The organism is Pseudoalteromonas piscicida (genome assembly GCF_002208135.1).
Classification (GTDB): Bacteria; Pseudomonadota; Gammaproteobacteria; order Enterobacterales; family Alteromonadaceae; genus Pseudoalteromonas; species Pseudoalteromonas piscicida_A.
Genome location: NZ_CP021647.1, coordinates 707,312 through 728,517, shown reverse-complemented (window position 1 = coordinate 728,517; position 21,206 = coordinate 707,312). Strand labels below are relative to the sequence as shown.

The window sequence follows — 21,206 nt, the reverse complement described above, 5'->3', positions numbered from 1 at the left end:
TGGTGCACTTGGATTTATGCACCAACAAGAACCTTCAAAACTAATTTTGGCCTAATCTACGTCGCTCTACGCTCATGTGGGTGCTGAGAATCGGGGTGATCTCGGACTCTGGGGCGGGAGCAAAAAGGTGGTTGCCTTGGATAAGGTGACAACCATTGAGATTGAGAGACTTAGCTTGCAACGCGGTCTCAACACCTACCGCTACACATTCTACATCCAAGCACTTTGCCATCTGTACAATCAATTTTGCAATATCATTTTGTGAGGCAACCGACTGAGGGGTCGCAAGGAAAGCCGGTGGAATTTTAATGGTTTCAAACGTGAGCTTTTGCAGGTACAGCATGCTGGTATGCCCTACACCAAAATGATCAATTGAGATCCGCATGCCGGTTTGCTCTAATTCCGCCATCACATCCGGTGCTTTATCAAGTAGTTCTATCAGATCAACTTCTTTGATTTCTATTTCAATTTGCCGAGATAGCAACTGATGTTGTGCAGCCTGCTCCATAAAGTTTTTTATTACTGTTTTATTGGTGAGTTCAGCAAGCGAAAAATTAAAGCTAACCACGAGATTATCGTACTTATAAAACCATGTTTTCATCGCCTTGAAAGCTTGTGTTCTGAGCTGCTGCCCAATTTCTACCATCAGATCGCCATCACATGCCGCTTCAAAAAAGTCTTCAGGTAGCAACAATTGTTCATCTTGCTGCCACCTTGCGAGCACTTCAAGTTTTTTAATCTTGCGTGTATGCGCATCGACAATAGGCTGGTAATAAGGAATAAACTCTCGATTTTCTAGCCCCTGAATGATCCGACTTTCTTGCACTAAGCGCTGCTCTGACTCGTGATCTAGGCGTGCGTTATAAAACTGAAATTCCGTTTGTGTGGCTTTTTTAGCTCGATACATTGCCGTATCAGCATGCTTTAACAAAGCTTCCGTGTTATCACCATCATCAGGGTAAATTGCAACGCCTGCACTCACAGTTGCTTTTAGGCTAACTTGGCGCAAACAATACTGCCCGTTAACGCTACTCAGTACTTTACTCACCACCTTACGTACATATTTTTTATCTTGGATGCCATCAATGAGTAACACAAATTCATCGCCCCCCATTCTGGCAACGGTGTCGCATCCTCTAATTTGCTGAGTTAGCCGGCTCGCAATCTCTCTGAGTAATAAGTCGCCATAATCGTGTCCCAATGAGTCGTTGATTTTTTTGAACTTGTTGACGTCTACAAAGACCAAAGCAAACTGGTGATTCAAGCGCTTGGCCCGTTTACAAGCCTGTACTAAGCGGTCATGAAGCAACAAGCGATTAGGTAACCCAGTTAACGCATCGTGATGGGCAAGGTGATTCATTCTTTTCGCCATCAATCTCGACTCAGTCACATCCTGAAAGACCATCACTGTGCCAAGATAGCTGCCATCTTTAGCAATAATAGGAGAGAAGGAATCTTGGATCGCAAAGGTAAGGCCAAGATGATTGGTAATGGAAGTGAGCTCAGGTAAACAAATAGTATGACCTTGTTTTAGGCAAAGCTCAGGGAATTTATTAACCGAAGCTTTGGTTTCTTCGTGATACATAGACATAACATCATCAAATCGCCGCCCGACCACTTCTTCATTTAACATCGCGAGAATGGCCTCTGTGACTGGATTAATATAAGTGATCACGCCGTTTACATCTGTACAGATCACGCCATCACCAATAGAGCTCAACGTCACTTCGAGCAATTCCTTTTCTTCTTCCAATGCCTGAGCGAGGCGATTCTCTCTGTTACTAGTATTAAAATAACAGAGGTATCCAGTAACGGTATCGGCGACTTTGATTGGTAAAGCAACAGGACTAATAACTTTGCCATTCTTTTTGGTCGTGCAATTGCCATAGCTTTGTGTAACCAGCGCTTCGATCATATTCGTTGCACCAGCCTTCCCCTCACTATTGATGTTACCGCTCACGGTGATTAAACTTTCAAGTTCTAACCCTATTACTGTACTGCCACAACCCACCAGTATGGCTTGCATTTGTTCATTGGCTTGCAAGATGACGCCATCACTGTCTAACACCATTTGTGGCACTTTAGAGCCATCATCAACTGTAACTTCTTTAGCACCTCGGGCTTGCCACCAGAGCAATGATACAAGTAAAAAAACCACAGCGCTGATGGCAATAAAAGTAACAGGCAACAATAAGAAAAGGCCCAATTTATCGGCCATAAGCATGGTTAAGGAGAGTAAAATACCAACAACTAAGAATATCCGTCTCATTGCCTAATCAAACCTAAGTGTGGTGATGATGCGTTTAGCGGTGTTTCGCACAATGGTTGCCCTTGCCACCGGCACTTCTACGCTAAAGCTGAACCCGTGAGATAAGCCAGTCAGCCGATTAGGCAGTAAGCAGGTATCAAATACAAAGTGATGTTTGCACCAATGTTTAATAACTATTGTTCACAATAACAACGAATTCAAGTTTTTATCTGATATGAAAATTAGAGGTTACTGCTGCAATAACTGAGTGTTCACATGCGTTGTAAAGCCCCTTTACAACGCAAGGTTTGGTTATTTAGCCCATACCGCAAATTCATTGCCGCTGGGCTCAATAAAGTGAAAGCGACGACCGCCAGGAAATTCAAATATAGCCTTGCTTATCTCTCCGCCCGCTTGCTCTACTTTGCTTTGCACGGCTTCCAATTCATCGCTGTATAACACCACCAATGCGCCTCCTTGTGCTTGCTTAGAACACACATCGGCTCGGAAAAAGCCGCCGTCAAGGCCTGAATTTGCAAACGCAATATAATCTGGCCCGTAAGATTCAAATTGCCAATCAAACACTTGCTCGAAGAAAGCTTGTGTTGCTACTAAGTCTTTTGCTGCTAATTCTACATAGTTTATATGGTTGTTCATTTTTTATTCCTTTTAAAATCTGTGCTTCATTTATGCAGTTATCGCCTAACAGAAAGCATTTTGTAGTCGCTTCTAAATCAATGTTAAAGTGTAGACAATTTTATTCAGCGTTTATTATTGATTGTGCGATTATTATCTCTGCTCACTACTTTAGGAACTATCACATTCATGAGTTTCATCACTTCAGCTCACGCAACAGCAGCACAAGTGCCACTGACCACTTCGCAAATGCTTGGACAAAAGCTTATGCTCGATTTTCGCTATTACTGCGGTGAAAGCAAAAAGCCAAGTGGAGATTGTAGAGCAGCGATGACAACTTTACCGCCTGAGCTGTCCGAATTGATTAGTAAATACGACATCGGCGGCGCTATTTTGTTTGCCGAAAATGTGCAAAACACCGCGCAAATCGTTAGCCTCACCAATGCTCTGCAACATGCGGCACGGCAAAGTAAGAGTCAACTTCCTTTATTTATTGCAATCGATCAAGAAGGTGGCCGTGTTGCGCGAATAAATCGTGAACAAGCAACGTCATTTACCGGCAATATGAGTATTGGGGCAACCTATCCAAAACAGGGCGATACTTACGCAACCAAAGTGGCAAGCGCAATTGGAAAAGAGCTAAATAGCTTAGGGATCAACGTAAACTTCGCCCCAACGGTAGATGTGAACAGCAACCCGAACAATCCAGTGATCAATGTGCGTTCATTCTCGGAAAATCCCAAAGTGGTCGCCAAGTTAGGTCTTGCTCAGGTAAAAGCATTTGAGGCCGCAGATGTTCTATCTGCGCTGAAGCATTTTCCTGGCCACGGTGATACACATGTTGATAGCCACACAGGATTGCCTCGTGTTGATCACGACCGCGACAAAATTAATCAGCAAGATTTATTGCCCTTTGCCGAGATAATCAAAGCATCGCCTCCTGGCATGATAATGACCGCCCATATTCAATATCCTGCGCTCGATAACAGTAAAGTCGTAAACTCTCAAGGTGAGAGCATGATAAGGCCTGCGACTATGTCCTATCAGATCATGACGCAACTACTCAGACACGAGTTGGGATACCGAGGCGTAACGGTCACCGATGCGCTAGATATGGCCGGGATCAGCGATTTTTTTAATCCAGTCGATGCGACGATTGAAACGTTCAATGCCGGAGTGGATATCGCGCTAATGCCTATTGCTATTCGCAATCGTACAGACATCAAACGCTTTGAGCAGTATATGGCTCAGTTAACTGAAGCACTTGATAAGAATAAACTAGATAAAGCGCAACTCAGTGATTCTATGACGCGTATCGCTAAGCTTAAGACAAAACTGCCGCAATCAAGCGCTTCTTTGGCCATTGCCAATTCAACGCTGGGCAATCCGAGCCATCGTCGCTTAGAAGCAGAGCTTGCACTAGCGGCTATCACCGAAGTAAAAAACGATGGTGTATTGCCGCTCAGAGATAACACACAAGTTATCCACCTTATCATGCCAGATAGGCAAAAATGTTTTGCACTCGAGCAAGCACTACAAACATTCAGCAATAACTCGCTTATACTCTCTTGCACAAGCCTACAAGCCTACGATCCAAACATTGCGCATGATGCAATTAAACAGGCCGACGTCATAATCGCCGCACATGCCTCACCACCGCAAAGTGCGGTCGAGATTGGTGGCATGGACGATGTGAAAAAGTTACGAGTGCATGGCGTTGCACGTAATGCGCAACCTGAAGCGCTGAAAGCGTTACTGCAATACGGTCAACAGCAGGGTAAAAAGCAATTATTTATCAGCCTAAGAGCACCATACGAAATTAGTACCTTTAGTCCTTTTAGTAACGCAGTGTTAGCAAGTTACGCCTATAATGTAGACATAAATCATGATACAAAAGTGGCAGGGCCTGCCTACACGGCGCTAGCCAAGGTGATTTTAGGAATAGCAAAAGCGGAAGGTTCACTGCCTGTTACAGTAAACCACTAATTGGAGGAATCTATGGATCCCAGTGCTTCGTTAAGTGCACCACATGCAATTAGAAAAATGATCAAAGATGGTGATTATACGGGCCCTACTAAAGGGTTCGTGCCTGGGTTCACACAATGTAATGTGATTATTTTGCCACAAAGCGAAGCATATTCGTTCTTTCGCTTTTGTGAGAGTAATCAATCTGTTTGCAAACTTATTATTCCACCTAGTGAGCCGGGTAATTTCAACTTTGAAGCTTTGGGTAAAGATATAGACATTCGCTACCACCTCCCCAAGTATCAGATGTTAAAACATGGCCAGCTCGTCCAAGAGTGTCACAATATTGAGGAGCACTGGCGCGACGACTTAGTTACCTTTGCTTTTGCCAGTTACCTTTCTTTTGATAACTTACTCGCGCAGTATGGAATAAACCCGCCATCGGCGAACCCAACCACGCCTTTACCACTCTACATCAGTAACTTGCCTTGCAACTCAGTAGATAAGTACGAGGCGAATCAAATACTGGCGATGCGCCCATTAACAAAGCAAAACCTTATTAATGCAATTCAAGCGGCCACACTCAGCCGACTCCCCTATGCGTTACCACTTCATTTTGGTGAGCCAAATGAGGTCGGGATAAAAGATCTCAGCAAGCCTAATTTTGGCGATCCACTGACTTGTAAAGAGGGACAGTTGCCGGTTTTTTGGAGTTCCAGTCTGACTGCCCAGTTAGCCATCGCAAAAGCTGCACCAGAGTTTTGCATTATGAATAGTCCACACCATTTATTGGTGACAGATAGACAAGATTTAGAGCTTGCAGTAACAAAGTAGGAAATAAACATGTTATTAAATTGCGATTTGGGTGAGAGCTTTGGCGCTTGGAAAATGGGGTTAGACGAATACGTAATGCCACATATCGATATGGCCAACGTCGCTTGCGGCTTTCACGCAGGAGATCCTGATGTACTCGCGCAGACACTACAACTGGTCAACACACACCAAGTGACGCTTGGTGCACATCCAAGTTATCCAGACCGCCAAGGGTTTGGCCGCCGCTCAATGCAGCTCTCAGAGCAAGAGATCATCAACACCTTACATTACCAAATTGCCGCAATTGACGGGATGGCAAAGGTGCAAGGCTTGACGCTAAGTTATGTAAAACCACACGGTGCACTTTATAACGATATGATGAAGTCACAAACGTTGTTAAGCTGTGTTATCAAGGCCATTTCACACTACCCAAGTGAGCTAAAGTTGATGGTGTTAGCCACTGCGCAACAAGCAAAACATCAACAACTCGCTGACGACTATAATGTATCACTGATTTTTGAAGCCTTTGCCGATAGGTTGTACACCGATGAAGGCTTACTGACTGCCCGCTCTGAAGCGGGCGCAGTACACGACAAGTCAGCGCTACTTGCGCAAGTTAAGCAATTACATCAGCAAGGCAGTGTCACGACAGCAAGTGGAAAATCACTTACCTTACGCGCCGACACCTTATGCGTTCACGGTGATAACGAGGCGAGCATTGCCTTAATCGAAGAAATAAGAAACGTGATAAATCAATAATTTGTGATAGTCTGGCCGTACATGTTTAATAAGTGAAAGTTAACAAAGCGAAAGGACTTTACATGCAGCTCACAACAGCAAGACTTACCTTAAGACCCATACTTAATACAGATTGGCCGCTTTGGTTAGAACTTCATCAACAACCAGATGTCATGCGTTTCGTCGGTGAAATTACCGATGAAGCTACGCTGCGTGAAAAGTTTAACCATGGTTTAAGCGCCGGACTTGGGCAGTGGTACAAAGAAGATAACACTTGGCTCACCTTAGTGATTGAAGAAACGGCCACAGCGACCCCAATCGGGCTACACGGATTTTTAAGTATGTGGACACCGTTTCAACAGGCTGAGTTAGGCTTCATGCTTTCCCCCGAATTTCAAGGAAAGGGTTACGCCTTTGAAGCTTCTAGAGCCGTCATTGACTTTGCCTTGCGCGAATGTAATTACCACAAGCTCATCGCCACCGTTACCCAAGGAAATCATGCCTCTCACCATTTACTCAAAAAACTAGGGTTTGACCTTGAAGGCACGCTAAAACATAACTTCCAAATTAACGGCGAGTGGGTAAATGACGAGAAGTTTGGGTTGCTTAAGTAACCTGAGCTTCGGATAATTAATGCCTTTCTATCAGCCAGTTTTAGCGCTAACTGCGTTGAATTCACTTCCAATAGCCAGCTATTGGTGCGCAAATTTGCCTTGCCTACAAGGATGTAGGTACCTGGGCGGTAGCAGGACGCGAGAGCGGAGTTATCCCTAAAACTCTCTGGCTAGATAAGAAGATAGTTTAAGGTGATTAAAAAACAATGAGTTAGCTCATTCCTTATCCAAACCTCAGGTTAAGTAATAGCAGAGCTGTACTCACCAAATGAGGGCGGATCATTTGTTTTTAAAAACGCTAGATCTCCCTCATTCTAACCACTCACGATAGCTATAACATGGGTAACACTCACGCTTCTTAGTAAGTTAATCACTATTGCGCTCAGAAGGCAGATCACTCATATATTCCACAAATTCAATTTCGTATCCGGCTGGATCAATAAAGTAAACGTTTTTGCGATGCGGGTGCTGCACCCCAACTTTATCGACTGCATAACCCGCTTCGGTTAGCCTGTTGACGACACGCTCGATATTTTGAACCACATAAGCAAAATGTGCCAAGCCAACTTGGTGACCTTCAAGTGCTCTGTTTTGACCCTCACCGTGATCGCTAAACGCTATATAATGATAGTCATCACCAAAGTGCAGCCATGTTCGTGCTTTGCCGTACCACTCGCCTTGCCCTTTGCTTCTAACTTTCCAGTGAGGAAATGCGGCGCGATAAAAGTGAAGCACTTCTTCTAGGTCGCTAACTACTAAATTGACGTGTTCTAAGTACATATCATCCTCTTCTTTATAAGTTCCGCTAACTGGTGATAACGATAAAACCGCAAGCTAAGTTGAGGTAAAGCCCTTTTTTATGGATTTTTAATTTGTTCACCGCAAAGAGTTGATTAACCTGCAATATGGCGCATAGTGGAAATGATAATTAGAAACAGGATGAGTCATGAAATACTTTCTAGCAGCCGTCGCCATTGCAAGCTCAGCTTGCGCAGTGCAAGCCGCATCGCTTCAGCCAACCGATATATTTAATCTTGAATATGCTAATCAAATTGACATCACCAATGGCGGTGACAAAGTCTTCTTCGTGCGAAACCGCATGGATATCAAAAGTGATAGAAAAGTCGGTAATATCTGGTCTGTCGACCTTGCTACCAACGCAATGCAGCCAGTTACCTCTGGACTGCACATGGATTATTCTCCTGTGCTGTCGCCTAGTAATGATCGTATCGCTTTTGTTTCTACTCGCGACGGTAGCAGCCAAATTTATGTGAAATGGTTGGCAACTGGTGCCATTGCCAAGATCAGCAATTTAGCCCACGGACCATCAGGACTACATTGGTTCCCAGATGGTAAAAGCTTATACTTTAGCCAGTTTGTTCCCAGCCAAAAGGCACCACCGGTATCTGTTGCAGGGAAACCCAAGGGAGCAGAATGGGCAAAGCCCCCCGTATTTATCGATGAGGTATATTATCGCGCCGACGGTGCTGGTTATACCGAAGCGGGCTTTAATCATATTTTCAAAATTGACGCCAACGGTGGCAACGCAAAACAATTAACCTCAGGCGACTTTGATCATGGCGGCGAACTGAGTTTTGCTGATGACGGAAAGACACTCTATTTTTCGGCTAATCGCCACAAGGATAATCAGTTAAACCCAACCAACAGCGAAGTCTATAAGCTAGACCTAAACTCGCTTGAAATCACAGCAGTAACTGACCGTGTAGGCCCAGATAATCACCCAGAGGTGTCACCTAATGGCCGTTATCTGGCCTACCTTGGTTATGATGATAAAAAAACCAATTACGAGAATAGCCTACTCTATGTCAAAGATCTCAAATCAGGCGAGACTCAAACCTATGCAGCCGATTTAGATAGAAGCCTTTCTTCTGTTACTTGGGCCGCCAATAGCCGTGGCGTCTATGTAAGTTACGACAGTGAAGGGAAAACCACTCTCGGTTATCAGCCGTTAAAAGGGCGTTTTGAGCAGATAACGGATGCCATTGGTAGTGTTAGTTTTGGTCGCCCCTATTCAGGTGGAGACTACGCCATCAGCGACCGTGGATTAGTGGCTTTTACCCTCGCAGATACCCAGCGTCCTGCCGATGTTGCGATTGTGAAACGCGGCGAGCCAAGACCAATTACAAAGCTTAACGAAGATGCCCTTGGCGATAAAACACTGGCAAAAGTTGAAGAAGTTTGGCTAAAGTCGAAACATGATCAATTGCCAATTCAAGCTTGGGTCGCCTACCCTCCTGGGTTCGATAAATCTAAAAAGTACCCACTCGTGCTTGAGATCCACGGTGGCCCCGTTGCAAACTACGGCCCACATTTTAGCGCCGAAGTACAACTTTTCGCTGCCCAAGGCAACGTGGTACTTTACATGAACCCACGAGGCAGCGACTCCTACGGCAAAGAGTTTGCCCAAACCATCCATCACAACTACCCAAGCCATGACTTTGATGACCTAATGACAGGTGTGGATCATCTGATCGGTGAAGGCTATATAGACAAAGACCGCTTGTTTGTTACGGGCGGTTCAGGTGGTGGCGTACTCACCGCGTGGACGGTCGGTCACACGGATAGATTCGCAGCAGCGGTCGTAGCAAAACCGGTGATCAACTGGTATAGCTTTGTATTAACAGCAGATTTCTATCCATTTTTTGCGGATTACTGGTTCCCAGGAAAACCATGGGAGCACATGGAACATTATATGAAACGCTCGCCCATTAGCTATGTGGGGAATGTAAAAACCCCAACCATGCTACTGACAGGTGAAGCGGATTATCGTACGCCAATCTCAGAAACTGAGCAGTATTATCAAGCGCTTAAGCTACAAGGTGTAGAAACAGCTATGGTCAGAATTCCAGATGCCTCACACGGAATAACCAAAAGACCATCCAACCTGCTAAACAAAGTGGCTTATATTCAGTGGTGGTTCGACAAACACGATCCGAAGAAATAAACGGGATCCCAACCAAGCCGAGGCAGTCTTGCCTCGGTTTATTTACTCGTTATTGTTAAAGAAAATCCACAAAAATAGGGAATTCAATATGGATTATGTCTCTCTCAATCGTGCGGCATGGGAAGAACGAGCCAAGGCACATTTTGACTCTGAGTTTTATGACGTCAATCGCTTTTTGCAAGGTACCTCTTCCCTCAATCCCATTGAATGTGAGCTACTTGGTGATGTATCAGGCAAGAGTCTGCTTCACCTACAATGTCACTTCGGCTTAGATAGCCTATCATTCGCAAGGTTGGGGGCTAAGGTAACTGGTGTCGACTTTTCGACAGAAGCCATTACCCGAGCAAATACATTGGCTCAACAAACTGGACTTGATACCAGTTTTATCTGTCAGGATATCGCGCAATTTGGGCTTGAGAATACCACGCAATTCGACATTGTCTTTGCATCCTATGGCACCATTTGCTGGTTACAAGATTTATCTCAGTGGGCTGCCACTATTGCCTGCGCATTGAAATCTGGCGGTCAGTTTTGTTTCGTGGAGTTTCACCCAAGTATTGATCTTCATTTAGGCTACCCTTACTTCCCACAAACTCAGCCTGATATTAGCGAGGAATCAACCTATACCGAAAACCATCAAGATAGCAAACAAACCATTGCGACTTGGCCGCACTCAATCGCCGAAGTGATGCAGTCATTAATACACGCTGGTCTTACAATCACTCACTTTGATGAGCACCCTTTTAGTCCATATAACTGCTTTGAAGGTTTAGAGGCGGTGTCTGGACACGGCTTTCAGTTATTGAATAAAGGGCATCAAGTGCCATTGCTATTTTCAATATTGGCGAGTAAAGCGGGGACTACATTTTAAAAATGTTAAGAAGCCAAAACCTAAATGCGCGCAACAAGCAGAGTTATGATAAATAAATGCTTACACTTAAAGAAATAAATGTAAACTCAGTGCGTGAATTGACCAATATATAAGGAAATAATATGAAGGTAATTACATTACTGTTTTTTATTTTACTTTTTAACTCCAACAGCAGTAGCGCAAGTTCAAATGAGGCATCAACTAGTTCAAGAGACTTCTACGAGTCTCTCATTTGTGATAACTGTGGTTATAGTGAGGCAAGAAGTATCGCATCAAGATCTAAATACGTCCCTACCATGCAATGCGTCGTCGGTAGTTCTGGTGGACCAGAAGATGAAGCTTGCTATTCAGCTGCCAACAAATTAGTGGTTTATGACATCGCACGAGAAAGCGCATATGGCTTTTATATTAGGCATAAAAATCAAGGCGGTATATCCCTAGATCTAACTATTGAAATCGCCGATATGCAACAGATCCCCGCTGATGTGATAACGCTTCATAAAAATATCGTCAATGGCTACAAAGTGATGACGAATGTCACTCGTAGTTTAAGGCAGGACTTTAGTTTTGATTCTTTAGTTTCTGGCTCTACCCAGTCAAGTCCATCGCTCAACAGTCGAGCTACATCGGCCAATACGTTAGCCACAGACTGTAGTAATAGCCCAGAGACGAAGGCTATGGATTTAGCTCATAATCTTTTAGCAAGAGGTAAATTAGGAATTGAAGCTAATAATAGGGCGGATCGTGATAGCAATTATAAAGGCTCATTCCAAGATATAAGGATAACAGGTGCCAACTTTCAAGCCGCTATCTACTCTGTTGGGATCGATGGTACTGTGGAGTATTTTGATACAACCAAGCAGATTGTTACCGACTTTACCGTTCACTCAAAATACTTTGGTACAGATATGCAAAATCAAGTCGTATTCGATTTAAAAATGCTTGATGGCACCGTGGATGCTGAGGTCAATGCTCCAAGAACTGTAATTGGAGGTGTGAGCTTGCTTGATATTCAGAGGAGTGGCAGTAGCGTCGGAACAATAAAGGCGAGTCAAATATCTAAGTGTTTAGCCGACGCGATAGATAAAACATTTCCTAAAACGGTAAGTAGCTCTGGTAGTATAGGCGGTGGAAGTAGTTCAAGTCCAAATTGGGGAAATATTCCGCTGAGTCAAGGCCATGGTAATACCGGTGGTGGTGATAGTTGTGCACACACTTACCACAATTTAAATGGAGAGCCGATGTTTTCGTTTTTAGGCCCCTGCCCTTAGCTTCGCTCTTTATGGCTCTAAGGAGGTTTGCGTATCACCCCCCTTGACTCAGATAGCAATCAATCCACAATCTAACAAGTTATTCCCCCCCTTTAGCGAGATATCAGGCATCATGTGCCATTGCTATTTTCAATATTGGCGAATAAAGCGGAGTAGAACTCACTACTCCGCCATATATTTTTTCATATCCAATACAATCACGAGACTTTTTTTGCACAACCCTTGCGCACCTAGCTAACTACCAAAACTCAATATGATCTTACAAGCTTTCTGTTTTAAGTTAATTATTGCAAAAGACTAAATTAAAGTTTTACTTCAAAAATATTCCCGCTATAGAAAATAAATATAACACTTTGATAAATATTATTTTTTATCGATTTATTTTTCCGAACATACCAATTTGTTTTTCTGGATTTTCTCTTTTTAATTTGTGAACTAAAGTTTAACACGCAGTTTGAGACACACTTTAATTACGAGGGAAAACCCCATGAATAGAAAATCTAGAACGATGTTGTCTGCCGTAGCGCTCGCAGTAACAACAACGCTATCAGCCCCGAGCTTTGCTGCAATGAGCGAAGCAAAAACCAACCAATTTTGGTGGCCAGAACAACTAAACCTAAGCCCATTAAGACAACACAGTCCAGAATCCAACCCTTACGGCGCAAATTTTGATTATGCCGCTGAATTTAGCAAACTAGATCTCAAGCAAGTCAAAAAAGACATTGAGCAAACACTCACCGATTCACAAGACTGGTGGCCTGCCGACTGGGGACATTATGGTCCGTTTATGATCCGTATGGCATGGCATAGCGCCGGGGTCTATCGTGTACACGATGGCCGTGGTGGCTCGGCAGGTGGCCAACAACGTTTCGATCCGTTAAACAGCTGGCCTGATAACGCGAACTTAGACAAAGCAAGACGATTATTATGGCCGATTAAACAAAAGTACGGTCGTAGCCTATCGTGGGCAGACTTAATGGTCTTAGCGGGCAATGTTGCGCTCGAGTCAATGGGCTTTAAGACCTTTGGTTTCGCCGGTGGCCGTCAAGACGATTGGGAACCTGATTTAGTTTATTGGGGTCCAGAAGATGCTTTCTTAAAAGACGAGCGTCGTGACAAAAAGGGCAAACTAAAGGGCCCATTGGCAGCAGTTGAAATGGGACTTATTTATGTCAACCCTGAAGGTCCACACGGTAAACCAGATCCATTACTTGCCGCAAAAGATATTCGCATGTCATTTGGTCGCATGGCCATGAACGACGAAGAAGTGGTCGCACTTATCGCGGGTGGTCACACCTTTGGTAAAGCACATGGCGCGAAAAAGCCATCTGATTGTGTGGGTAAAGAACCAGCCGCTGCAGAGATTGAAGCGCAGGGCCTAGGCTGGAAAAATAAATGCGGCACGGGTAAAGGTGCAGACACCACAACAAGCGGTTTAGAAGGGGCTTGGACGGTCACACCAACTCAATGGTCAACCAATTATCTCGACAACCTAATGAACTTCAACTGGGTAATGACAAAAAGCCCAGCAGGCGCGACCCAATGGATCCCTGACAACAAAGCTGCGGCAAACCTAGTGCCAGACGCCCACATTGAAGGTAAACGCCACGCACCAATAATGTTCACCACGGATTTGGCATTAAAATTTGACCCTGAATATCGTAAGGTCATTGAACGCTTCCGCAAAGATCCAAAGCAATATGAGTTGGCGTTCGCGAAAGCTTGGTTCAAATTGACCCACCGTGATATGGGTCCAAGAGCCCGTTATGTAGGTTCAGAAGTACCGAGCGAAGTACTGACTTGGCAAGATCCAATTCCAAAAGCGGATTATAAGATGATTGATAACAAGGACATAAACGCCCTGAAAAAATCAATCTTGAACTCAGGTCTAACAAAGCAAGAACTGATCAGAACGGCATGGTCGGCAGCATCTAGCCACCGTGTTACTGATATGCGTGGTGGTGCAAACGGTGGCCGTTTACGCCTTGAGCCTCAGATAAGTTGGGAGATAAACAACCCTGACGAAGTAAACAAAGTGCTAGCTACATTGACGGACATTCAAACCCGCTTTAATAAGCGCGCTGGCAAAAAAGCAGTCTCTATAGCCGACTTGATTGTGTTAGGTGGTTCTGCGGCAGTTGAAAAAGCCGCAAACGACGCGGGCTACAAAGTAAATGTAGCGTTTAAACCGGGCCGTACCGATGCCTCACAAGCACAAACGGATGTCTTATCATTTAGCTATCTGGAGCCAAAGGCAGACGCATTCCGTAACTACTACAGTGATGAGGCATTTATGTCACCAACAGAAATGTTAGTAGACAAAGCCAATATGCTGGACCTGTCTGTACCAGAAATGACAGTACTATTAGGTGGTCTACGTAGCTTAGACGCAAACTACAAAGGTGTAGAACACGGTGTATTTACTGACAAGCCAGGTCAGTTAAGTAACGACTTCTTTGTTAACCTGCTAGATATGTCGACTAAATGGTCAAAGGTAGAAGGTCAAGAAGGCCTATATGAAGGCCGTGACCGTAAAACTGGAGAGATAAAATGGACGGCAACACCAGTTGATTTAATCTTTGGTTCTAACTCTGAGCTTCGCGCAATTACCGAAGTCTATGCATCGGACGATGCCAAACAGAAGTTTGTAGACGATTTTATCGCTGCTTGGGTGAAGGTAATGCAACTAGACCGCTTTGACTTAAAATAAACCAATTAAGTAGAGCAAACAGGGCCTAATTTAGGCCCTGTTTTTTATTGTGCTAAAAACCTACCAAGGTCAAATATTGCCTATATGCGTTTTCGCACCACATGCCCGCAGTGTTTTCACCAGACAATTTGTGAATTAGTTTCAGGTATTCGAGACCCACGAGTAGACAAATATGGTTGATAATTTATCTGACTGGCCATGGGTAGTTGGCTTTATGCAATAGGTAGAGAGCCGATTCTTCAATTTAGTTTATGCACAAAAAATCGGCGCTTAGCGCGCCGAGTAACTTAATGGTCAATCATATCAGCCAAAATGATGGCTGCGTGGGTTTCCACCACACCTGAATCGAAACCATACATATGCCCATATTTATTCGCTAGTTCGGTATGCACATTGTTGACGATCTCTTCTTGCCAGCGTTTGAACCAAATGAAGTGGTTGCCGTCACTAAAAATTGGGGTGTAGGGTGCAACTTCTAATTGTTTACCGACTTCAGTTCTAACATCAGCAATGTACTCCAGCAGATCTTTTACGTCCTTTTTTGAACCTATATTGCCATGACCGCCATTAATAAAGTTCCAGTGCTTACTGAGCGGTTTCCTCAGAAGATTTTGTAGATCCACTTCGTAACCATGGAAATCTTCCGCTCCCGCAAAATTGTAAAACGGCAGCTGATCAGGGTTAATCATGTCAGCGAAATGCAGCACGCGATCGCTTGGAATTAGAATCATCGTGTTATCCGGTGTGTGACCAGAACCTTCTGGTGCCATCATCTTCAGCCTTATTGAGCCAAATTTGACCGTTCTAGCCTTTTTCAAATCGTACACTTCATTTGGTGCTGGAACTTTAGGGGTTATCACACCGTTTTCGTTCAATTCAGCGTGAAGGTTGATCTTGTCAGCAACGGTTTGACTAGCGATAACACGGACACGCCCCACCCTTGGGTAATTTTTCTTAATTAAGTCAATAAGTTGATTACCTCCACCTACATGATCTAGGTGATAATGAGAATACATAATGGCAGTGATCGGCTTATTGGTGATGGATTGAATTCCTCGAAAAAGTGCATCAATACGGCCATCACCAAGAGGGTCAATCAGCAACACCGAGTCTTTGGACACCACAACGGTAGCATTGTAGTAATTTACTCCAATCCAGTAGGTGTTCCTGCCCAACTTTTGCACCGTGAATTTACTGTCATCAAACTGGCGTTCATAAAGATTATTGATTTTTGGCCTATTTTCAGCGAGTGCTTTGCTGATGGTTCGACTTCGATTTGAGCCGTTTCACCAGGGAATAAAATCGCGTGTTGGTTATTATGGCCATGGCCTAACGCACTGACATTAAAAGCAAACACTGCAGCAGCAATAGGGGTTAAAGCTAAGTTGGATAGTTTCATTTTTCTCTCCTCAATAAGATGAAAAAAAGATAAAACAAAAACAAACATATCAAAAATGCATGTTTGTTATAGTATGTAGATCATTTGCGCATAATTTTATACGGTGATGGTATGGGTGTACCTGAGTTGAATCTACGTAGTATTGACCTAAATCTGTTAACGATCTTAGAGAAGGTGTTGATCCACAAGCATATTAGTCAAGCCGCTCAAGCATTAAACATGAGCCAGCCTGCAGTGAGCCGAGCCCTGATGCGCTTGCGAAAGCAATTTGCTGATCCATTGTTGGTAAAGGTGAAAAATGAGTACCGTTTAACTGCAAAAGGCGAGCGCCTTCGTAGCGAACTAGAACTATCACTCACTACTATTCGTCACATGTTGGTAGATGACGAGTTTGACCCCATGCAATACTCAGGCGTGTTCACTATAGGGGCACTGGATTTCGAAATGATGATGATTGTGCCGAAATTGTTGGCGCGTTTTCAACAGCGTGCTCCAAATTTGAAATTACAAATTGTGTCTTACAACTCGTTTATACCGCTTCATGACTACTTGGAAAAGGTGGCGGATTTATTACTGTACTCCACAGATGAGACACCCACTAACGTATTTAAACAACGCCTATTTAATGAAAATTATGCCATAGTAATGTGTTGTCAGCATAAATGGGCTCATCAGCCTATGACGTTAGCGCGCTATTGCCAGAGCCGACATCTCATCATTTCTGGTAATGGCTTGTGCAAAACGGATATGGATCATGAGCTAAAAAGGTTGGATGCTCAGCGGGAAGTAGTGGCATCTTTACCACATTTTTCGATGGTGCCGGAGTTATTGATTAACACGGATCTGATTGCCACATTACCAAAACGTCTGGTCACTCATTTAAGTAGACGTTATGACATCACGGTGGCCGATTTACCGTTTCACACTGCCGATTTTCAAGTTGAACAATTTTGGCATCTCATTCATCACAATAGTCCAATCCACCAGTGGGTGAGGCAGGAAATAAAAAGCTTGGTGGATGAAGAAATCGGTGAAGCGGTGTAAGTCCACTCAATTGAATCTCCTTTTCACTCGGTCTCCTAACTGAGCATTAGCTCTTTCGACAGTTCTGTTATTGCACAGCGCTTCGCACAGCTAGACACCCAGAGTTCTTTTTAGGCAGTGCAGCAAAGATAATCCGATATACGAACTTATCCGTCACCATATCGCTTTGCGCTTTATCGCTGCTGTTATAGAGGTGCAATTGATTATCTTCGACAAAATAAAACCCCAGTTGATTTAATCGTGCCGCCCATCGGAATCCCGATGCTAAGTCACACTTTATATAAGCACTTAACTCTCGATATTGCATTTGCTTATCACCGCCCCACAGCAACTGATAAGGCACATTTGCACGCTGTAAAGCCCCTTGCCAAAATCGTGATAAGCGCTGATTTTTATCTTTACAAAGTACCTTTCCATGTGGATTCCAGAGACTCAAGATAGCGCCCGTGTATCAAGGCGGATTGGCTGTAATGGTTGAAAATATACTTGTAAATAAAGCTGCCACAGGTTTGGTTCAATTTTCATGTTTTACTGCTTGTTTGATTGTATTTATCTGCAACCAAAATGGGGTCACAACTTAAGGTTTGGTTGCCCCTTAGTCGGCCTATCCATCTTATCAATAACTAAAAAATTATCACTCAACCAATACAGCAACTCGCTTTTGCTCGTTCTCCGTAAAGGTTTGTTTGAGTAGTGACTCGACTTTTTCTTTTGCGATTTGGCTATCACCAAGCTCGGCTAGAATATTTTGCTTTTGCAGCATAAAACTTTGTAGTTTTTGCTGCCAATGCTTTTGCTGCTTCTGGACTTCAAGTATACGAGTTGCGGCTTCATCGCCGTATTCAGCACTTAGTTCGTTATAGTGTTTTTGCTGCCAATTTGCGTTTAGGGTGTGTAACTGGGCTGAGGTATGAAATAACACTTGTTCGCGCTTTGGGAGCCCACTGATATGCGTTTCAATTAATTGTTGCTTTTGCGACTCAGATATAGATGCATCTGACAAAATTTGCCAGCGGGTCAAAGCTTGCGTATCCCAAGCATTATCATCTTCAAACCAAACTGCGATCACTTCATCCGTAAAAAATTGCCGCTGCAGTGCGTGTAGCAGCTCAACGCGTTCTTGTAGATTAAGATGCGTATCCACGTCAATTAAGGCCTGCTTAAATTGCACGTAGAGACCAGCAACTTCGTGAAGGCATTGTGGTAAGAATTCCAGATAAGCTTGCCACTGCTCGGCTTGGTTATTGTTTTGTAGCTCAAAAAGCCAATCGTCGATTTGGTTCTTATGCTGTTTATTAATCGGCTCACAATGTACGCTTGCAGATACATTCTTTGTGGGTTGTGGGACCTTATGCGCATCATTTTGCTGCTCAGATATCACCGCGAACCGGGGAACATGACGCGGCGTCTCTTGCTGTTCACTCTCGATATAAACCAGCGACAGCATAGTCAAAATGATTAGCAAAAGGCCCCACTTTTTCATAGCGCCAGACCTTTTAAGCGGCGAATATGCTGGCGATAAACGGTTAATGGGTCTGTTTCGAACAAGTGATGAATACCAATGGTGTGGTTTACCTGATCTAAATGGTTCATTTTGAATTGGTTGTTGATCACCTGACCTAAATTACTAGAACAAGTTGATACTAGGCCGTCGTTGGCCTCATCAAAAACTTGAGAGAACAGTGCAAGGGCGTTGTCAGCAGGGTCAAATACGTTGGTCCATGCTTTGCTGCCACTCCATGAAAAATAATGCACGCCATTGCTCGCTAGACTTTGCGTTTCGCCACAATAATGACTTGGCACACCCTCAGGGTATTTTTGGTTAAATGCTAATGTGCCAGCCGTGGTCAAAGCGCCTAGCGCTTCGAGTGCGTCTTTTGGTGCGGTTGCTTTACCAGATAACAAATCAATCAATCCCGCAAGGCCGTTAGCAAGCGACGCTAAAAACTGCTCCGAAAATGAGCCACTGTCTACTCCACCGCGAACAACATCAGCAAAGCGGCTGCCCCAATTTACGCCACCAATACTCGTCGCTGAGGCCACCCACTCAGGTTTAACTGAGGCGACGTAGCGAATCGTTTGCGCGCCTTGGCTGTGGCCAATTAAATTAACTTTGTCTTTGCCTGTTAATGCTCGAACCAACGCAACTTGCTCTAGTAGTTGCTCACCACGCAATTCTGAATTATGGGCTGATGATACTTCTGCAACATAAACCTGCCCACCTTCATCATGGATCACTTGTGGTACGCGATAAAAATAATCTACTCCGAGCAGATTATCAAAACCAAACAGACCGTGAACTAACACCACGGGGTACTCTAATTCCTCACCGCTGTGGGCGGGAGAGGTAACGACCGACAGCAACCCAAGCAGGGCGCTGAGAATTAACCTTTTCATGTACTTGCTCCAATTATTACAATTTAGTAACAAATAAACTTTAGATTACAATGGTCAGAGGTCAAGCCGGAATAGTGTGAAAAATGAAATTTTGATGAATGTTACGTAAAAAAAAGTAAATAATGGGAGTGTAAGTTAGTACCTAGGCCCAGAGGTTAGTAATACCAATTAGCTTAATTAAGTGATCTATTTTGAGGCGAGAAAATTTTGCTATTTAGTTTTTCTAAATGAAAAATTTTTAACACAGTTAGCGTCAGATTTGCTCCTTCAAATTGAGCAAGTATTAAGACTAATTGGTATAAACACAGGATGACCCAAAAGAAGCCAAAATACAGCTTCTTTTGTGCATTTCTAAAAAGGGTAAGGTCTACAAGCAATCAGCGTGCGGGTAAGTGGCCAGCTCACCTAAATGCACTCGATAACTATTGCCAATAATCGCTGTGGTGCCATAGTGACCGGCATCAGAACCAATGGTAAACGCCTCTGAAGCTGGGATCCCCGCTTTGATAAAGGCTTCAGCATCTGTTTTGGCATTACCATAAGCACGAACGACATCGATACCCTGGGCTTTTAGACGGTTAATTTCCGCAGTTTTATACTCTGCCGTTTTAAACAAGCTGGTTTCATTACTAAGTGATGTCCTTAAAAAGCCTTGCGGTAAGCCCATCCAATTTAACCAACCACGCGTCCCTTTGGCATACCAATACACTCGAGCTGTTAAAAATACGGGTTGGTAGCCCAAATCAAGATAGTGACGAACTAAATCATAGGCACCATCTTTGGGGTCGGCATGATCTATTCCGGTATAGTCGCCAATTTGCTCGGCATCGGATTCGGTCAATGTGCCATCAATGTCAAACAGGACCGCTTGAGTACCTGGCTCAACAACCGTGACATAACCTTGTGCACCGGTGCCATCAGCTGGTACGCCTGCGTATATACGATACTGACCAGCCGGTAATTCGGGCAAGGTGATAAACGCCTTGCCATCGCCATTGGTTGTTTGCTCACCAAGATACTGCCAATTTGTGTCCGACTCAGCACGGTAGTAAAACTCCACCGACTCGAATTCCAAGTCTTTATGAGTGATGCTACCGTAGTCAAATTTAGCAGTGATCTGAGTTGCAACACCGCCAGCGGTTACTTGATCATGTACCATATGGTAACTCGGCAACCAAGATAAGTATTTGTTAAACGAGCTAGAAAAGCTACGCTTGACCATATTAGGTGCTGCATAATGGGTTTCTAATGCGGTAATACTTGGGCAAGTAGGGGTTGCCAGCGAATAAAAAGAAGCGAATAACGCTGCAGCCAAAATAGAATGTCTCATGCACGACTCCGTGTTTATTATTGTCATAACGAATACGTCACCTAAACATAAAAATGAGCTTGTTCAGGCAACAAGGGACAAGGCACAACGAACTGGCCTTGTCATAAAACGCTAGAGCATAAACTCGAAATGTGTCAAATTTGTTAACTAAAGTTTCTTATTTAACCTGAGGTTTGGATAAGGAATGTTCCAACTCATTGTTGCT

General features: G+C 43.9%; 18 protein-coding genes. 9 read left to right on the top strand and 9 right to left on the bottom strand.

What is annotated here, in order from left to right:
- Positions 1-40: 40 nt before the first annotated feature.
- Both B1L02_RS21695 and B1L02_RS21690 read right to left on the bottom strand, forming a co-directional pair.
- On the bottom strand, positions 41-2,269 hold the full coding sequence (locus B1L02_RS21695; RefSeq protein ID WP_223192158.1) for an EAL domain-containing protein: 2,229 nt from the start codon (positions 2,267-2,269) through the stop codon (positions 41-43).
- Between the two features lie 291 nt (positions 2,270-2,560).
- Positions 2,561-2,905, bottom strand: coding sequence for a VOC family protein (locus B1L02_RS21690; protein WP_088532818.1), 345 nt, complete (start codon positions 2,903-2,905; stop codon positions 2,561-2,563).
- A gap of 168 nt (positions 2,906-3,073) precedes the next feature.
- Here B1L02_RS21690 and B1L02_RS21685 point away from each other — a divergent pair, with 168 nt between their 5' ends.
- From B1L02_RS21685 to B1L02_RS21670, 4 genes are all read left to right on the top strand, one after another.
- Positions 3,074-4,870 carry a glycoside hydrolase family 3 protein gene (locus B1L02_RS21685; RefSeq protein WP_088532817.1) on the top strand — a complete coding sequence of 599 codons (1,797 nt, stop codon included), beginning with the start codon at positions 3,074-3,076 and terminating at the stop codon, positions 4,868-4,870.
- Positions 4,871-4,882: 12 nt separating this feature from the next.
- Positions 4,883-5,683, top strand: coding sequence for a D-glutamate cyclase family protein (locus tag B1L02_RS21680; protein ID WP_088532816.1), 801 nt, complete (start codon positions 4,883-4,885; stop codon positions 5,681-5,683).
- A 9-nt stretch (positions 5,684-5,692) separates the two neighbouring features.
- Positions 5,693-6,421: a 5-oxoprolinase subunit PxpA gene (locus tag B1L02_RS21675; RefSeq protein WP_088532815.1), complete on the top strand. Its 729-nt coding sequence runs from the start codon at positions 5,693-5,695 to the stop codon at positions 6,419-6,421.
- 62 nt (positions 6,422-6,483) lie between these two features.
- Entirely contained in the window at positions 6,484-7,014 is a 531-nt protein-coding gene (locus tag B1L02_RS21670) for a GNAT family N-acetyltransferase (RefSeq protein ID WP_088532814.1), read from the top strand.
- 366 nt (positions 7,015-7,380) lie between these two features.
- On the opposite strand, the gene B1L02_RS21665 is transcribed toward B1L02_RS21670, so the two are convergent.
- Positions 7,381-7,794, bottom strand: coding sequence for a VOC family protein (locus tag B1L02_RS21665; RefSeq protein ID WP_088532813.1), 414 nt, complete (start codon positions 7,792-7,794; stop codon positions 7,381-7,383).
- Between the two features lie 166 nt (positions 7,795-7,960).
- Between B1L02_RS21665 and B1L02_RS21660 the strand changes: the two genes are divergently transcribed.
- The 4 genes from B1L02_RS21660 (at position 7,961) to katG (ending at position 14,831) form a co-directional block, all read left to right on the top strand.
- On the top strand, positions 7,961-9,979 hold the full coding sequence (locus tag B1L02_RS21660) for a S9 family peptidase (RefSeq protein ID WP_088532812.1): 2,019 nt from the start codon (positions 7,961-7,963) through the stop codon (positions 9,977-9,979).
- Positions 9,980-10,067: 88 nt separating this feature from the next.
- The gene (locus B1L02_RS21655; RefSeq protein WP_088532811.1) at positions 10,068-10,850 is read left to right on the top strand and encodes a class I SAM-dependent methyltransferase; all 783 of its coding nucleotides are present in this window, start codon (positions 10,068-10,070) and stop codon (positions 10,848-10,850) included.
- A gap of 122 nt (positions 10,851-10,972) precedes the next feature.
- Entirely contained in the window at positions 10,973-12,121 is a 1,149-nt protein-coding gene (locus tag B1L02_RS21650; protein ID WP_088532810.1) for a hypothetical protein, read from the top strand.
- A gap of 487 nt (positions 12,122-12,608) precedes the next feature.
- Entirely contained in the window at positions 12,609-14,831 is a 2,223-nt protein-coding gene (gene katG, locus B1L02_RS21645) for a catalase/peroxidase HPI (protein ID WP_167651283.1), read from the top strand.
- Between the two features lie 287 nt (positions 14,832-15,118).
- On the opposite strand, the gene B1L02_RS21640 is transcribed toward katG, so the two are convergent.
- Positions 15,119-16,015: an MBL fold metallo-hydrolase gene (locus B1L02_RS21640; RefSeq protein ID WP_223192159.1), complete on the bottom strand. Its 897-nt coding sequence runs from the start codon at positions 16,013-16,015 to the stop codon at positions 15,119-15,121.
- The gene (locus B1L02_RS24810; RefSeq protein ID WP_223192160.1) at positions 15,976-16,230 is read right to left on the bottom strand and encodes a hypothetical protein; all 255 of its coding nucleotides are present in this window, start codon (positions 16,228-16,230) and stop codon (positions 15,976-15,978) included. Before B1L02_RS24810 ends, B1L02_RS21640 begins: the two co-directional genes overlap by 40 nt.
- A gap of 84 nt (positions 16,231-16,314) precedes the next feature.
- Here B1L02_RS24810 and B1L02_RS21635 point away from each other — a divergent pair, with 84 nt between their 5' ends.
- Positions 16,315-17,274 carry a LysR family transcriptional regulator gene (locus B1L02_RS21635; RefSeq protein WP_223192161.1) on the top strand — a complete coding sequence of 320 codons (960 nt, stop codon included), beginning with the start codon at positions 16,315-16,317 and terminating at the stop codon, positions 17,272-17,274.
- 67 nt (positions 17,275-17,341) lie between these two features.
- On the opposite strand, the gene B1L02_RS21630 is transcribed toward B1L02_RS21635, so the two are convergent.
- From B1L02_RS21630 to B1L02_RS21615, 4 genes are all read right to left on the bottom strand, one after another.
- Positions 17,342-17,710: a hypothetical protein gene (locus tag B1L02_RS21630; protein ID WP_232003194.1), complete on the bottom strand. Its 369-nt coding sequence runs from the start codon at positions 17,708-17,710 to the stop codon at positions 17,342-17,344.
- A gap of 198 nt (positions 17,711-17,908) precedes the next feature.
- Positions 17,909-18,757 carry a lipase secretion chaperone gene (locus B1L02_RS21625; RefSeq protein ID WP_088532808.1) on the bottom strand — a complete coding sequence of 283 codons (849 nt, stop codon included), beginning with the start codon at positions 18,755-18,757 and terminating at the stop codon, positions 17,909-17,911.
- Positions 18,754-19,671: an esterase/lipase family protein gene (locus B1L02_RS21620; RefSeq protein WP_088532807.1), complete on the bottom strand. Its 918-nt coding sequence runs from the start codon at positions 19,669-19,671 to the stop codon at positions 18,754-18,756. Before B1L02_RS21620 ends, B1L02_RS21625 begins: the two co-directional genes overlap by 4 nt.
- Positions 19,672-20,038: 367 nt before the next feature.
- Positions 20,039-21,001 carry a phosphatidylinositol transfer protein gene (locus B1L02_RS21615; RefSeq protein WP_088532806.1) on the bottom strand — a complete coding sequence of 321 codons (963 nt, stop codon included), beginning with the start codon at positions 20,999-21,001 and terminating at the stop codon, positions 20,039-20,041.
- Between the last annotated feature and the right edge of the window lie 205 nt (positions 21,002-21,206).

Coding starts and splice junctions, on each gene's coding strand:
- B1L02_RS21680 (WP_088532816.1), top strand. CDS start 4,883: ATGGATCCCAGTGCTTCGTTAAGTGCACCACATGCAATTAGAAAAATG.
- B1L02_RS21665 (WP_088532813.1), bottom strand. CDS start 7,794: ATGTACTTAGAACACGTCAATTTAGTAGTTAGCGACCTAGAAGAAGTG.
- B1L02_RS21685 (WP_088532817.1), top strand. CDS start 3,074: ATGAGTTTCATCACTTCAGCTCACGCAACAGCAGCACAAGTGCCACTG.
- B1L02_RS21625 (WP_088532808.1), bottom strand. CDS start 18,757: ATGAAAAAGTGGGGCCTTTTGCTAATCATTTTGACTATGCTGTCGCTG.
- B1L02_RS21660 (WP_088532812.1), top strand. CDS start 7,961: ATGAAATACTTTCTAGCAGCCGTCGCCATTGCAAGCTCAGCTTGCGCA.
- B1L02_RS21615 (WP_088532806.1), bottom strand. CDS start 21,001: ATGAGACATTCTATTTTGGCTGCAGCGTTATTCGCTTCTTTTTATTCG.
- B1L02_RS21675 (WP_088532815.1), top strand. CDS start 5,693: ATGTTATTAAATTGCGATTTGGGTGAGAGCTTTGGCGCTTGGAAAATG.
- B1L02_RS21670 (WP_088532814.1), top strand. CDS start 6,484: ATGCAGCTCACAACAGCAAGACTTACCTTAAGACCCATACTTAATACA.
- katG (WP_167651283.1), top strand. CDS start 12,609: ATGAATAGAAAATCTAGAACGATGTTGTCTGCCGTAGCGCTCGCAGTA.
- B1L02_RS21695 (WP_223192158.1), bottom strand. CDS start 2,269: ATGAGACGGATATTCTTAGTTGTTGGTATTTTACTCTCCTTAACCATG.
- B1L02_RS21620 (WP_088532807.1), bottom strand. CDS start 19,671: ATGAAAAGGTTAATTCTCAGCGCCCTGCTTGGGTTGCTGTCGGTCGTT.
- B1L02_RS24810 (WP_223192160.1), bottom strand. CDS start 16,230: ATGAAACTATCCAACTTAGCTTTAACCCCTATTGCTGCTGCAGTGTTT.
- B1L02_RS21650 (WP_088532810.1), top strand. CDS start 10,973: ATGAAGGTAATTACATTACTGTTTTTTATTTTACTTTTTAACTCCAAC.
- B1L02_RS21655 (WP_088532811.1), top strand. CDS start 10,068: ATGGATTATGTCTCTCTCAATCGTGCGGCATGGGAAGAACGAGCCAAG.
- B1L02_RS21690 (WP_088532818.1), bottom strand. CDS start 2,905: ATGAACAACCATATAAACTATGTAGAATTAGCAGCAAAAGACTTAGTA.